This window comes from Raineyella sp. W15-4, from assembly GCF_033170155.1.
In the GTDB taxonomy this organism is placed as follows: domain Bacteria; phylum Actinomycetota; class Actinomycetes; order Propionibacteriales; family Propionibacteriaceae; genus Raineyella.
This window is the reverse complement of the sequence record NZ_CP137079.1, coordinates 3,399,024-3,412,519: the sequence shown is the minus strand read 5'-3', so window position 1 is coordinate 3,412,519 and position 13,496 is coordinate 3,399,024. Positions and strand designations below refer to the sequence as shown.

General features: G+C 72.6%; 10 protein-coding genes. 5 read left to right on the top strand and 5 right to left on the bottom strand.

Annotated elements, in window-relative coordinates; genetic code table 11:
* The first annotated feature begins 40 nt into the window (after window positions 1-40).
* The 5 genes from ppdK to dcd all read left to right on the top strand — a co-directional run bounded on the left by ppdK (window position 41) and on the right by dcd (window position 7,082).
* Complete coding sequence (gene ppdK, locus R0145_RS15800) at window positions 41-2,701, top strand: pyruvate, phosphate dikinase (protein WP_317837849.1); 2,661 nt, start codon at window positions 41-43, stop codon at window positions 2,699-2,701.
* A gap of 234 nt (window positions 2,702-2,935) precedes the next feature.
* Window positions 2,936-3,691, top strand: coding sequence for a PP2C family protein-serine/threonine phosphatase (locus R0145_RS15795; RefSeq protein WP_317837847.1), 756 nt, complete (start codon window positions 2,936-2,938; stop codon window positions 3,689-3,691).
* Window positions 3,691-5,016 carry an FHA domain-containing protein gene (locus R0145_RS15790; RefSeq protein ID WP_317837845.1) on the top strand — a complete coding sequence of 442 codons (1,326 nt, stop codon included), beginning with the start codon at window positions 3,691-3,693 and terminating at the stop codon, window positions 5,014-5,016. The genes R0145_RS15795 and R0145_RS15790 overlap by 1 nt, the downstream gene beginning before the upstream one ends.
* Window positions 5,017-5,051: 35 nt before the next feature.
* The gene (locus R0145_RS15785) at window positions 5,052-6,491 is read left to right on the top strand and encodes an ROK family protein (RefSeq protein ID WP_317837843.1); all 1,440 of its coding nucleotides are present in this window, start codon (window positions 5,052-5,054) and stop codon (window positions 6,489-6,491) included.
* 9 nt (window positions 6,492-6,500) lie between these two features.
* Window positions 6,501-7,082, top strand: a complete 582-nt coding sequence (gene dcd / locus R0145_RS15780) for a dCTP deaminase (RefSeq protein WP_317837842.1) — start codon at window positions 6,501-6,503, stop codon at window positions 7,080-7,082.
* Here the strand turns inward: dcd and R0145_RS15775 are convergent.
* The 5 genes from R0145_RS15775 to R0145_RS15755 form a co-directional block, all read right to left on the bottom strand.
* The gene (locus tag R0145_RS15775; RefSeq protein WP_317837841.1) at window positions 7,075-7,821 is read right to left on the bottom strand and encodes a TetR/AcrR family transcriptional regulator; all 747 of its coding nucleotides are present in this window, start codon (window positions 7,819-7,821) and stop codon (window positions 7,075-7,077) included. The genes dcd and R0145_RS15775 overlap by 8 nt on opposite strands.
* Window positions 7,822-7,940: 119 nt before the next feature.
* The gene (locus R0145_RS15770) at window positions 7,941-9,278 is read right to left on the bottom strand and encodes an HNH endonuclease signature motif containing protein (protein ID WP_317837840.1); all 1,338 of its coding nucleotides are present in this window, start codon (window positions 9,276-9,278) and stop codon (window positions 7,941-7,943) included.
* A 348-nt stretch (window positions 9,279-9,626) separates the two neighbouring features.
* Window positions 9,627-10,652, bottom strand: a complete 1,026-nt coding sequence (locus R0145_RS15765; protein ID WP_317837838.1) for an ECF transporter S component — start codon at window positions 10,650-10,652, stop codon at window positions 9,627-9,629.
* Window positions 10,649-12,259 (bottom strand): ABC transporter ATP-binding protein, encoded by a 1,611-nt coding sequence (locus tag R0145_RS15760; protein WP_317837836.1) that lies wholly within the window; start codon window positions 12,257-12,259, stop codon window positions 10,649-10,651. The genes R0145_RS15765 and R0145_RS15760 overlap by 4 nt, the downstream gene beginning before the upstream one ends.
* Window positions 12,259-13,461, bottom strand: coding sequence for an energy-coupling factor transporter transmembrane protein EcfT (locus tag R0145_RS15755; RefSeq protein WP_317837835.1), 1,203 nt, complete (start codon window positions 13,459-13,461; stop codon window positions 12,259-12,261). The genes R0145_RS15760 and R0145_RS15755 overlap by 1 nt, the downstream gene beginning before the upstream one ends.
* Between the last annotated feature and the right edge of the window lie 35 nt (window positions 13,462-13,496).

The window sequence follows — 13,496 nt, the reverse complement described above, 5'->3', positions numbered from 1 at the left end:
TCGCCGGACACCGATGTCCGACACGAACGAGGAGAAGTTGATGACTGATCAGGCCCCCCACAGCCGCTACATCTACGACCTCGCCGAGGGTAACGCTGACATGAAGCCCCTCCTCGGCGGCAAGGGCGCCGGTGTGGCCGAGATGCACCGGATCGGTGTCCCGGTGCCCGACGCGTTCACCGTCACCACCACCGCGTGCGTGGAGACCATGAGGACCGGCGAGTGGCCGGCCACCCTGTGGAGCGAGATCGAGGCCGCCATGCACCGCCTCGAGGAGCGTACGGGTCGTACCCTCGGCGGGTCGGAGAAGCCGCTGCTGGTCTCCGTCCGGTCCGGTGCCGTGCAGTCCATGCCGGGGATGATGGACACCATCCTCAACCTCGGCATCAACGACGCCTCGGTCGAGGCGCTCGGCGTCGAGGCCGGCAACCCGCGCTTCGCCTGGGACTCCTACCGCCGCTTCATCCAGATGTACGGCGAGGTCGTCGAGGGCATCGCCCCGCACATCTACGAGGACGCCCTGACCGCGATGAAGCAGGCCAAGGGGGTCGCCAGCGACACCGACCTGACCACCGAGGACCTGCAGGAGCTGGTGGCCGAGTTCAAGGAGCTGTCCACCCAGGCGCTGGGCGGTGCCTGGTCGACCGACCCGAGGGAGCAGCTGCGTCGCGCGGTCGATGCCGTCTTCAAGTCCTGGAACAATCCGCGCGCCGAGGTCTACCGCAAGGCGAACAACATCTCCGCCGACCTGGGCACCGCGGTCAACGTGATGCAGATGGTGTTCGGCAACATGGGCGACACCTCCGCCACCGGCGTGTGCTTCACCCGCAACCCCTCCACCGGCGCCAAGGAGCTCTACGGCGAGTTCCTCACCAACGCCCAGGGCGAGGACGTCGTCTCCGGCATCCGGACGCCGCGGCCGCTGGAGGAGATGGAGCAGGTGCTGCCGGAGGCCTACCACCAGCTCATCGACACGATGGCCCGGATGGAGAAGCACTACCGGGACATGCAGGACATGGAGTTCACCGTCCAGGACGAGAAGCTCTACATGCTGCAGACCCGCAACGGGAAGCGGACCGCCCGGGCAGCGATCAAGGTCGCCGGTGACCTCGTCGACGAGGGCATCATCGACAAGCAGGAGGCCGTCCGGCGGATCGAGCCGGGCCAGCTGGACCAGCTGATGCACCCCGGCATCGACCCGGACGCCAAGCCGGAGCCGGTCACCGTCGGCCTGAACGCCTCCCCGGGCGCCGCGGTCGGCGCGGTCGTCTTCGACGCCGACACCGCCGAGGAGCGTGGTAAGGCGGGGGAGGACGTCGTCCTGGTCCGCTGGGAGACCACCCCCGATGACATCCACGGCGTGATCCAGGCCCAGGGTGTGCTGACCTCCCACGGCGGCATGACCTCGCACGCCGCCGTCGTCGCCCGCGGCATGGGCCGGCCCTGTGTCGCCGGCGCCCACGAGCTCATCATCGACGCCGCCAACAAGGTCTTCACCATCAACGGCCGCAGCTGGCACGAGGGCGATGTCATCTCCATCGACGGATCGACCGGCGAGGTGTTCGACGGGGCGGTGAAGCTGATCCCGCCGTCGATGAGCGAGGACTTCGAACGGATCATCGGCTGGGCCGACGAGGTCAAGGCACTGATCGTCCGTGCCAACGCCGACAACGGCCCGGATGCCGCGAAGGCGCGCGAGTTCGGCGCCCAGGGCATCGGCCTGTGCCGGACCGAGCACATGTTCATGGACGAGGTCCGGCTGCCCGCCGTGCAGCGGATGATCCTCGCCGACAACGAGGCGGAACGGGCCGCGGCGCTGACCGAGATCCTGCCGCTGCAGCAGTCCGATTTCGAGGCGATCTTCGAGGCGATGAGCGGCCTGCCGGTCAACATCCGGCTGCTGGACCCGCCGCTGCACGAGTTCCTGCCCGGCCTGGTCGAGCAGAACCTCAAGGTCCAGGCGCTGCAGCTCGGCGGTGCCCCCGCCGAGGAGCTGGCCCCGGAGGAGGCGCTGCTGTCCCGGGTCAAGAAGCTGTCCGAGGCGAACCCGATGCTGGGCACCCGCGGCTGCCGGCTGTCGCTGCTCTACCCGGAGATCCCGGACATGCAGACGAAGGCCATCGTCCGTGCCGCGATCGCGGTGAAGAAGCGCGGCTTCGACCCGATCGTCGAGATCATGGTCCCGCTGGTCGCCTTCCCGGAGGAGCTCAAGCGGCTGCGGGAGATCATCGTCCGGGTCGCCGACGAGGAGATCGCCGCCGGCGGCGTCCCGCTGGAGTACACGGTCGGCACGATGATCGAACTGCCGCGGGCCGCCCTGGTCGCTGACCAGATCGCCGAGTACGCCGACTTCTTCAGCTTCGGCACCAACGACCTGACCCAGACCGGTATCGGGCTCTCGCGTGACGACGCCGAGGGCTCGTTCCTCAACGCCTACATCGACAACGACATCATCCCGGCCAATCCGTTCGCCCAGATCGACCGAGACGGCGTCGGTGAGCTGGTCCGGATCGGCGTGGCGAAGGGCCGCAGCACGAAGCCGACCCTCAAGACCGGGGTCTGCGGCGAGCACGGCGGCGACCCGCAGTCGATCGAGCTGTTCAACGAGATCGGCATGAACTACGTGTCCTGCTCCCCGTTCCGGGTCCCGATCGCCCGCCTGGCCGCCGCTCGTGCGGCGCTGGGGCAGCACGAGGCCTGAGAACGGCCGCCGTGGCCGCTGAGGATCAGCTGCTCGGGAGTCGTGGCGCCGCACCGGCCGGGGAAACACCGGCACGGGCGGCGCCGTGGTCGTTCGGGCAGCATCGTTTATTCGGGCAGCATCGTCGTTCGGGCAGCACGCGGCGCGGTCCTCGGTGACGATCGTGGGTCCATCGCCGGCTCACCGGCCCGGTCATCGGCCGGCCCGATGGATGGCTTCACTAGGATCACTGGAGTGGAGACACTGACCTACGCGGCACGGACCGACAAGGGGCCGGTGCGCCCGGAGAACCAGGACGCCGTCCTGGCGGACCCACCGGTGTTCCTCGTCGCCGACGGCATCGGCGGTCAGGCCGGCGGCGGACTGGCCAGTAGCGCGATCGTCGAGGAGTTCCGGGCGCTGGCCGGTCGGCAGCTCGACGTCGACACCGTGTCGGCCGCGGTGCGGGCCGCCCACCAGCGGGTGGTCGCCCTGCACGCCGACACCCCGGGGGCGGGCAGCACGCTGTGCGCGGTCGTCGCCGTACGCGTCGAGGAGGAGGACCAGTGGATGGTGCTCAACGTCGGCGATTCCCGCTGCTACCTGGTACACGGTGAGGTCGACGGCGCCGCGGGTGAGGGCGACGCGGAGCCGCGGGTGGTCACCCAGGTAACCGTCGACCATTCGCTGGTGCAGGAGCTGATCGATGCGGGGGTCCTCGACCCGGCCGATGCCGAACTGATGCCGCTGCGCAACGTCATCACCCGGGCGATGGGCTCGGAACAGGAGTCCGAGGCGGACGTACGGCTGTTGCCGATCGTCCCCGGGCAGCGCCTGATGCTGTGCACCGACGGCCTGGTCAACGCCGTCCCGATGGCCGAGATCGAGGACGTGCTGATCGGTCGGGCGGAGACGGAATCGGCCTGTCAGACCCTGCTTGATCTCGCGTTGGGTTACGGTGCTCGTGACAATGTGTCGGTAGTTGTTGTCGATGTACAGGATGGGCGTTGATGGTTCAGGACCCGCGGCAGGCCGGCGCCCCGGAGGGCGGCGAGACGATCGGCTCCTGGCGCGTGACGTACGCGCCGGGCGACTGGGTGGTGCTCGCCGGCCCCGATGCGCTGGTCGTGATGCCACCAGCCCCCGCCCGGGTGACGGAGTTCGTCACCGCGGTGTGGGAGAGCATCGTCCCCGCCGTGTCGATCGACGACCTCGTCGCAGAGCTGGGGCGGGCCGGTGTCACCGAGATGCCCGACATGGCCGCGCTGTTCTGGGACGCCGGGTCGATGCACAGCCTGGTCCGCGGCCGGCTGCGGGTCGTCGACACCGCCTCGGGCGAGGTGATCGCCACCGGCGAGGGGGTCCGCACCTGGAGCGAGAGCGGCCTGGGCGACGTACGCTCCGTCCGGGTCGAGGCCGTCGACGGGGGAGTGCCGCCCGACGACGTGCTCTACCTGCCGCTGGTCGTCGGTGCCGTACGCGCCCACTCGCTGCTGGTCGAGACCAGTCCGGAGCGCTTGGTCGCCGCGCCGGTCCCGCCGCCCCGGGCCGCGGTCGGCCAGCCGTCCGCGGGGCGCCCGGCCGTCGGGGGCGAGCCCGTCCATGGCCAGGTCTACGACCCGATGCACCCCGAGAACGACGAACCGGCCCACCACACCGCGGGCCTGCCCGCGGTGGCGCTCGGTGGCGCTGCCGCAGGCGCCGGTGCGGCCGCGGCGGCTGCGGGTACGGCCGGTACCGCCGTCCCGGCTCCGGCGCCGGCACCTGCGCCGACCACCGCGCCGGCCCCGGTCCCGGTGCCTGCTCCGATCACCGCCGGGCAGGGAGCCGTCGGCCCGGACGCCGCCACCCAGCTGATCGGCGGGGTGCCCAGCGAGGAGGTCACCCAGCTCCTCGGGCAGGGCGGCCCTGCCGGCCGGCCGTCCGCGGGCGCGGAGCCTACGGGGCAGGGCACCAGCGTCGAGCCGATGCCGGTGATGGCCCTGTTGCGCCCGATCACCGGAGCGCCGGTCGCCGTCGACCGGATGGTGCTGATCGGCCGGGCGCCGAGCCCGGACCGTGCCGGTCCGGGGGTGGTGGCGAGGCTGATGACCGTCCCCAGTCCGTCGCACGACATCAGCCGTACGCACGTGAAGGTCGAGCCGGTGGGACGAACGGTCCAGGTCACCGACCTGCACTCCACGAACGGCACGGTGCTGATCACCGGACCGATCGGTGGGGACCCCTCCCTCGCCGGGCAGCGTCACCAGCTGGTCCCCGGTGAGCCGGTGGCCGTGCAGCCCGGGTGGATCCTCGATCTCGGGGACGGCGTGACGATCCTGATCGACCGCGCTTGACGATGGCCGGTCAGCGGCATCGCGTGGACCGGGGGGTGCGACAGGGGTCCTTGCGGGAGGCCAATCTGGAGTTGATCACCCGGCACGTCTTCGCGCACGGCGAGGGCGACGCCCCGATCTCGCGGGCCCGGCTGGCCGAGGAGGCGCGGTTGACCCGGTCGACGTCCTCGCGTCTGGTCGACGCGTTGATCGAGGGGCGGATCCTCGAGGCGCTGCCGCCGGTCAACACCGCCGGCCGCGGGCGTCCGGCCGTGCCGCTGATTCCCGCCCGCAACTCGTACGTCGGGCTCGGGCTGGAGATCGGTGTGGGGCTGCTCGCCGCCCGCCTGGTCGACCTGTCCGGCCGGGTGCTGGCGGAGAGTCTGGACGAGGCTGCCCCGGCGGGGGCGGAGCCCGGCAAGGTGCTGCGGCACCTCGGGGTGATGGTCCGGGAGATCCTCGACGACCTGGCCCCCGGGCTGATCCTGGCCGGGGCGACGCTGTCGGTGCCCGGGCTGGTGGACCGCCGCGACGGGCGGCTGCTGGTGGCCCCGAACCTCGGCTGGACCGACCTCGACCCGTACCCGTTCCTGGCACCGGTGATCGGCCCGCAGGTCGACTTCCACATCGGCAACTCCGCGAATCTTGCCGCCCGCGCGGTCGCCCAGACCCGGCCGGGGTGTCCGGGACCGTGGCCCAGCTTCGTCTACCTGCACGGCGAGATCGGGGTCGGTGCGGCGATCCGGCTGGACGGGCGGGAGTTCCTCGGGGCCCACGGCTGGGCCGGGGAGATCGGCCACATGACCGTCGACCCGGCCGGCCCGGAATGCCGCTGCGGATCCCACGGCTGCCTCGAGCAGTACGTCGGCCGGCTCAGTCTGCTGCAGGCCGCGGGGCTGCCGCCGCGCGCCTCGATCCACACCCTGTCCAGCCGCCTGGAGAGCGGTGAGCCGGTCGCGGTGCAGGCGGTCGATGCCGCCGGGCACGCCCTCGGGTCGGTGCTCTCCAGCGTCGTGAACCTGCTGGACCTGCCCACCCTGATGCTCGGCGGCGATCTGGCAGTGATCGGCGAGCATCTGCGGGGCCCGATCGCCGAGGAGATGAAGCATCGGCTGCTGTCCGATCCGTTGGCCGCGCCAGAGGTGGTGCTCGCCCCGGTCGGCACCGCCCTCGCGGCCACCGGGGCGGCGTACGAGGCGCTCGATCGGGTGATCCTCGAGCCGGCGCGCTGGCTGCACAGTGAGGGGGAGCCGGAGGAGCCCGGCGAGTGCGACGACGCCGACCGGGATGACACTGAGGGCGACACCGGCGGTGACGGCGCCGGCGACCGGGAGGGCATCAACCGGGATGACGACCGGGGCGACGGTCGGCCCGATGGCGATGGCGATGGCGACCGCGACGGGGGCGCCGGCGAGGCGGGCGCCGGCGGGCCTGAGGGGGGCGTGCGGGCGCCCACCGGGCGGGGGCCGCATCCGGCCGGCTCGGTGTGGCGCTAGGCTCGGGCCATGCTGTTGTCGGACGGCGATATCGCTGCGGAGATCGAGTCGGGTCAGATCCGTCTGGACCCGTACGAGCCCGCGATGATCCAGCCGGCCAGTGTCGACGTGCGTCTGGACAAGTATTTCCGGATCTTCCAGAACCACCGCTACCCGAACATCGACCCGGCCGTGGAGCAGGCCGAGCTGACCCGGCTGGTGGAGCCCGAGGGGCCCGACGAGCCGTTCATCCTGCATCCGGGCGAGTTCGTCCTCGCCTCGACGTACGAGGTGGTCACCCTCGGCATCACGCTCGCGGCCCGGCTGGAGGGCAAGTCGTCGTTGGGTCGGCTGGGACTGCTCACCCACTCCACCGCTGGCTTCGTCGACCCGGGATTCAGTGGGCACGTGACCTTGGAGCTGTCGAACGTCGCGACCCTGCCGATCAAGCTGTGGCCGGGGATGAAGATCGGGCAGTTGTGCTTCTTCCGGCTGTCGTCGCCGGCGTTGGCGCCGTACGGTTCGGCGAAGTACGGGTCGCGCTACCAGGGGCAGCGGGGGCCGACCCCGAGCCGTTCCTTCGTCAACTTCCACCGGACGCCGATCATCTGACGTCCGGCCCATCGGGGGCGGCTGCCGGGGTGGTCCCTGGCTCCGGGGTGGTCGTGGGTGCGGGTGGCCGGATCACGGTGAGTGGCCGGCTCAGGGCGAGCAACATCGTCACGCAGGCGGTGACGGCGGTCGGCGGGTCGCCCTCGGCCGATGCGTCCCGCTCGGCCGGTGCCTGCCCTTCCTCGTGTTCCGGTTCTCCCTGTTCAGGTTCCTGCTCCGCGGACGTCGTGCCGCGCCGGAGCAGGGCGCCGCGGACGGCGGAGCCGAAGCGCCAGGCGTTCAGCTGCTTCGCCAGCCGCTGTGGCTCCACTGCCCACGTCATCCCGTGGCTCTCGGCGAGCGCGGTCAGCTCGAGCGTCAACCGGGCGTCGTCCGCCGCCGTACGTTCCAGGACGATCTCCCGTAGCCCGTCGTGCAGCAGGGCATGCAGGGCCAGCGTCGCGGTGACCTCGCCGTCGCTCGCGTCGCCGGCGGCCAAGGTCTCGAGGAAGCTGGTCAGCGCCTCCCGAAACGTCCCGCCCTCCGGGAGCGGGACGACCCGGGGGACGAGATGACGTTCGATCAGTCGCCGGATGAAGTCCTCGCGACTGGTGAAGGCGTAGTGAAAGGATGCCAGTGACATTCCGGCCTCGCCGACGATCGCGCGGATCGTGGCCCCTTCCAGACCCACCCGGGCAATGACCCGTTCCCCGGCTTCCAGGAGCAATTCCCGTCGCCGGTCGATACGCAGATTCGACATGGCAGGACTCCTCGGACCTCGGCCCCCAGCCGAAGAATCGACGCTTGTCAGCACCTTGATCGTACCGGCGGGTCACTCCGCGCGAGGGGCGTTCGGCCGGTACGAGTGCGGTGGTCGGTTCATGTGCGGAGGCGGATGGTGCCGTGGTTGGTGATGATGAAGTGTTGGCCGCGGGGGGTGGTCCAGTGCCAGTGGCCGGGTTGGGGTTGGGTTAACAGGTAGCCGCCGTGGGTTCGGGCGCGGTGGGCGGTCCGGCCGAGTGGGCCGAGGTTGTCTGGTGTGGTGGGTCCGCCGCGTGCCCAGGGGATGGTGTGGTCCATGTCGGCGTGTCGGGCGGTGAGGGTGGCGTAGGGGGCAACTTCGACGGGCTGGGCCAGGATCAGTTGTTCGCGCATCCGGTCGGGTACCTCGTAGGCATCGACCGGGACGGAGTCGGCGTGGTCGATGACGCGGGTGAGGCGGACTCGGCAGCGGGTGAGGAGGTGGTCGAGGGCGGTGTGGGCGAGGGGGCCGTGGCCCTCGACCCGGGCCAGCTCTGCTTCGGGGGTGGTGTGGACGTACAGGTGCACGATCGGGGTCTGGGCGGGATGCTGGCCGCGGGCGAGTAGCCCCAGGGCCCGGGCCCGGCGGGTGTCCAGGTCGGTCGTGTCGCCGGCGGCGGCCAGCTTGGCGGCCATGGTGGCGAGGGTCTGGTCGAGTTGGGCGGCGTCGGCGGTGTCGAGGACGCCGAATACGTCGGTGGCGGCCGCCGTCCCGGCCCGCGGGTAGAGGTCGAGGCGGCGGCGGTGCCGGCGGGACTCTTCCCGGTCGGCGGCCTGCGGGTCGGCGGCGGCGATCTCCCCGGCCAGCAGGCGTTGGGCCCGGGCCCACGACAGGCCGGGCAGCACGTCGCCGATCCGGTCGTCGATCCACACGACAGCCGTGGCGGGGAGGTGGTGGCAGCGGCGGGCGACTTGGATGGCGCGCCAGACGGGGATCCGGCCGTGGATCATCTGGTTCCACAGTCGGGGGTGGCGCCATTTCAGATCCAGCGCGTCGGAGATCAGCAGCCTCGCCCGGTCCGGGGCCAACTCCAGCGCCCCGCCGACCTCCAGGTGGAGGAACTCCGGCACCGCCGGGGTTCCCTCACCGCCGAGGGGGACGAGCTGTTCGCGGTCGACCGGGCCGGCGGCCTCGACGAGGTCGGCGATCAGGGCGAGGCGGCGGATCTCGGCGAACCGGGCCAGCGCCTCGACCTCGGCCAGTTGGGTGAGGTGATCGGCGGGGTCTTCGGGCAGACCATACCCGGCGGTCACCGCGACCGGGTCCCCCTCCTCACCGTTCTGGCCGGTGAGGGTGACCATCAGCCCGTCGACCAACAGCGGCGCACCATCGGCGACCGGGCGGGCCGGCGCCGGCCGGAAGAAGTCCGGCCCGTCGGACAGCCCCGGCAGCGCGGGTGTGGTCTCCTCATCCATGACCACCACCCTACGAGAGACCTCTGACACTCAATCGAACGTGTGAACCCATCCCGCCGGTGGTGTCCCGGTATCCGAGGACGGATCTCCTCGCACGCAGTGGTCACGCGCAGTATCGGGGGTGAGACTCGCGGCACCGGGCGTGGGTCCCGTGGAGTAGGGATCTGGCGGTGTCCGCCACGGCAGCCCGGCCCCGGCCAGCCCGAGCCGTACGATCTGGGCGAGCCGAGGAAGCGCCTCAGTCTTCCCCCGCGCGTCGTACGCGCGCCGAACCGGACAGACGCCGGCGGACATACCTCGGGCCGAGCAGACGTCGGGCCGAGCACACGTCAGCCTGAGGGCATCGGGTCACCGCGCCGATTCCGGCGGCCTTCCGGATGACGACCGGTCTGTGCCGGCGGCGTCGTCAGTCGATGACAGCGAGTCCACTGGGGGCAGTGGATCCGCCGGAGGCCGGGAGGCCAGTGGCGCCTCGACGGCCGCTCCTGCCTCGAACGCCGCCCCCGCATCGAACGCCACCGGCGCCCCGAACGCCGCCCGGCGGGTCACCCGGGCGAAAGCCCGAAGCAGCCCCCGCCCGAAGGCCAACACCAATGCAGCGGTCACCACGCCCCGCGGCAGGTCCCAGCCGAGCGAGGTGGCCAGCCAGAACGCCGCGTAGCGGCTCGCATTGGCGGCGAGCGGGGCACCGGCGACGTACGACAGGCCGGTGCCGTTGGTGGTGAAGGGCCAGAACCACAGGTTCATCACCGCCCCGTACGCCAGGCCGGCCAGCATCCCGTAGCCGGCAAGCAGCGCCAGCTGCCAGCGGCGGACGGTGCCGTGCCGCCCTCCGGCGCCCGGCAGCAGGCCGGCGAATGCCCCGACCCAGCCCGCCGCGAACATCTGGAACGGCAGCCACGGCCCGACCCCGGCCGTGACCAGCCCCCCGGCGACGATGGCGAGCGCCCCGAGGACGAAGCCGAAACCCGGACCGAACGCGTAGCCGGCGAGGACCAGCAGGAAGAAGCTCGGTTCCAGCCCGGCGACACCGGGGGAGACGGCGCGCAGCCCGGCCCCGACCGCGGTCAGCATGCCGAGCAGTGCCACCACCTTGGCGTCCATTCCGCCCTCGGACAGTTGCGCCAGCACCACACCGGCCAGCAGCGGCAGGACCAGCACGAACAGCCACGGCGCGTCCTGGGTGTGGCTGACCGCGCTCGCCCCACCGGCCTGGGTGACCGGGGTGAGGAACGGCCAGGCAAACCCGAGCAGCCCGACCAGCGAGGCGGCGACCAGCACCGCGACGGACCGCCGGCCGAGGGTGACGAGCGGGCGTCGGGAGTGGACCGGCCGGGAGTGGGCCGTCCGGGGACCCGGTCGGGGGCCGGTCATGCCGCCTCCCGGGCCGCGGTCACCTGGCCCACCGTCAGGTAGGGCAGCGGGGCGAGCACCTTCGCGACCTGCGGGGCGAACATCGGGGACCCGGTGACGACCCGCTGGGCCGGGCCGTCGGCGACGACCTCTCCGTCGGCCAGTACGACGACGCGGTCGGCGACCGCCGCGACCACCTCGACGTCGTGGGTGGACAGCAGGATCCCGTGCCCCTCGGCCGCCAGCCGGGCCAGCTCGGCGCACAGCCGCTCCTTGGCGGCATAGTCCAGCCCGCGGGTCGGTTCGTCGAGGACCAGCAGGGCGGGCGCGCCGCTGAGCACGACGGCCAGGGCCAGGCACATCCGCTGCCCCTCCGACAGGTCGCGCGGATGGCGATCGGCCGGGACATCGGGGGCCAGCTCGGCCAGCAGCGCCGCACAGGTGCCCGGCGCGACGGCGAAGTCCCGGTCGGCGGTGGCACACTCCTCGGCGACCGTCGACGCGTAGAGCAGATCGGCCGGGTCCTGCGACACCATCCCGACCCGCCGGACCAACTCGTGCGGGGAGGCCCGACGAGGCTCCAGCCCGTCGACGTCGACCGACCCCGAGGTCGGAGCCGTCAGACCGGCCAGCACCGACAACAGCGTGGACTTCCCGGCGCCGTTGCGGCCCATCAGCGCGCACACCTCACCGGCCCGCGCGGCGAGGTCCAGCCCCCGCAGCGCCTCCACCCGGCCGTACCGTACGGTCAGCCCGGAGACGGACGCCAGCACCCGACCGGGCACCGCGGTGCCGGCCAGGCGCTGCGGCGGCAGCTCGGGCAGCTCGGCGCGGAGCGTACGGGCCTGCCGGCGGGCGTCGCGCACCGACAGCGGCAGCGGCTCCCAGCCGGCGAGTCGGCCGAGCCGGACGATCGGCGGCACGACAGTGGCGGTGGCCATCACCCGCTGCGGGTCACCCGAACGGACGATCCGGCCGGCGGCGATCTCGGCGATCGTGTCCGCGTACTGGATCACCCGTTCCAGCCGGTGCTCGGCCATCAGCACCGTCATCCCGAGATCGTCCACCAACCGGCGGATCGCGGCGAGCACCTCCTCGGCCGCCTGCGGGTCGAGCGCCGAGGTCGGCTCGTCGAGGACCAGGACGCGGGGGTGGGCGGTCAGCGCGGCGCCGATGGCGACCCGCTGCGCCTGGCCGCCCGACAGGGCAGTGAGCGGGCGGCGGCGCAGGTCGGCCAGCCCGAGCAGGTCGAGGGTCTCCTCGACCCGGACCCGCATCGTCTGCGGGCCCACGCCGAGGGATTCCATCGTGTAGGCGAGCTCGTCCTCCACGGTGTCGGTGACGAAGGTGGCGGCCGGGTCCTGCCCCACCAGGCCCACCACATCGGCCAGGTCGCGGGGCTGCCAGCGGGAGGTGTCCCGCCCGTCGACCCGGACCCGCCCGGTGAGCAGCCCACCGGTGAAGTGCGGCACCAGACCGTTTGTCGCGCGCAGCAGGGTGGACTTGCCGGAGCCGGTGGGCCCGACCAGCAACGCCAGCTCGCCCTCCTCGACATGCAGGTCGACGTCGTCGAGAGTGGCCGTCGGTGCGCCGGCGTAGCGCAGCGAGACGTGGTCGAAATCGAGCATCACGGGACCACCTCCGTGGTCGGTTCGGTGGTGGAGCGGGAGGAGCGGGGGGCCGGTGTGGAACGCGGGCCCGGTGTCCGGGGAGCGGGCTCCGCGCCGGCGGTTCCCGGAACGTACGGCGCCGCGACCGCCGGCAGCAGCCCGATCAGCACGGCGGCCAGCGGCAGCGGATGCAGCGGCGGGACCGCCAGCGCACTCGGCATGGTGAGTCCGCCGATGCCGCGCAGCGAGCACCCGACCAGCACTCCGGCCACCACCACCCCGGACCCGGCGACGAGCCACTCGGGCAGCGCCCACGGGTCGGGCCGGTAGCGGGTCCGGACGGCCCGGGTGCGGCCCACCAGCAGCGCGGCGGTGACCAGCACCGCCCCGGCGAGGACCGCACCCAGCGAGAGAGCGGGACGGATCGACGCCGACAGCAGCCCGTACAGGCCGATCAGCAGGCCCAGCGCGCCGAGCAGGCTGAGGGCGCTGATCAGTCGGCGCCGGCGTCCCGGCAGGTGCCGCATCCGGCCGTAGCCGCGGGCGTCCATCGCCGCGGCCAGATCGACGGAGCGGTCCAGGGCGGACTCGAGCACCGGCATCGCCGTGGTCCGGAAGAAGTCCCGGAGCCGCACCCGGCGGCCGCGCAGCCGGCGGGCGCCGTGCACCCGCCGCGCGTCCGTCACCAGCTGCGGGGCGAAGGAGAGGCCCACCACCAGGGCGACCTGCACCTCGTACAGGGCGGCCGGGGCGAGTCGCAGCATCCGCCGCGGCGCGGCCAGCGCGTTGGCCGCGCCGAAGCAGATCAGGATCACCGCCAGCTGCCCGCCGGCGTAGACCGAGGACAGCAACGCCTCCCAGGTGACCGGGCCGCCGAGCTTGATCCCGATCACCCAGTCCGGCAGCGGGACGAGCGGCAGGGTGACCAGGACGTGGGTCCCCTGGGTCTGGGTGGCGAGGACCGCCTGGAACAGCACCCGCAGGCCCAACACCACCAGCGCGATCCGGACGAACAGGGTGTACGCCCGGGCCCACGGGGCGTCGGACCGCTTCAGCGTGACGACCAGCCCGGCGACCAGCGCCAGCAGCACCAGCAGCACCGGGTTGTCCGTACGGCTCGCCGCGATGCCGAGGCCGAGCGCCCACGACCACCACGCCACCGGGTGCAGGTCCCGGGGGTGGCGCGGGTCGTTGGCGCTGGCGCGCCGGCCGAGGGTCACGAGGGTGGAGTCGATCGGGAGGGTCAGTCGACCGG

Coding starts and splice junctions, on each gene's coding strand:
- ppdK (WP_317837849.1), top strand. CDS start 41: ATGACTGATCAGGCCCCCCACAGCCGCTACATCTACGACCTCGCCGAG.
- R0145_RS15790 (WP_317837845.1), top strand. CDS start 3,691: ATGGTTCAGGACCCGCGGCAGGCCGGCGCCCCGGAGGGCGGCGAGACG.
- dcd (WP_317837842.1), top strand. CDS start 6,501: ATGCTGTTGTCGGACGGCGATATCGCTGCGGAGATCGAGTCGGGTCAG.
- R0145_RS15775 (WP_317837841.1), bottom strand. CDS start 7,821: ATGTCGAATCTGCGTATCGACCGGCGACGGGAATTGCTCCTGGAAGCC.
- R0145_RS15770 (WP_317837840.1), bottom strand. CDS start 9,278: ATGGATGAGGAGACCACACCCGCGCTGCCGGGGCTGTCCGACGGGCCG.
- R0145_RS15765 (WP_317837838.1), bottom strand. CDS start 10,652: ATGACCGGCCCCCGACCGGGTCCCCGGACGGCCCACTCCCGGCCGGTC.
- R0145_RS15760 (WP_317837836.1), bottom strand. CDS start 12,259: ATGCTCGATTTCGACCACGTCTCGCTGCGCTACGCCGGCGCACCGACG.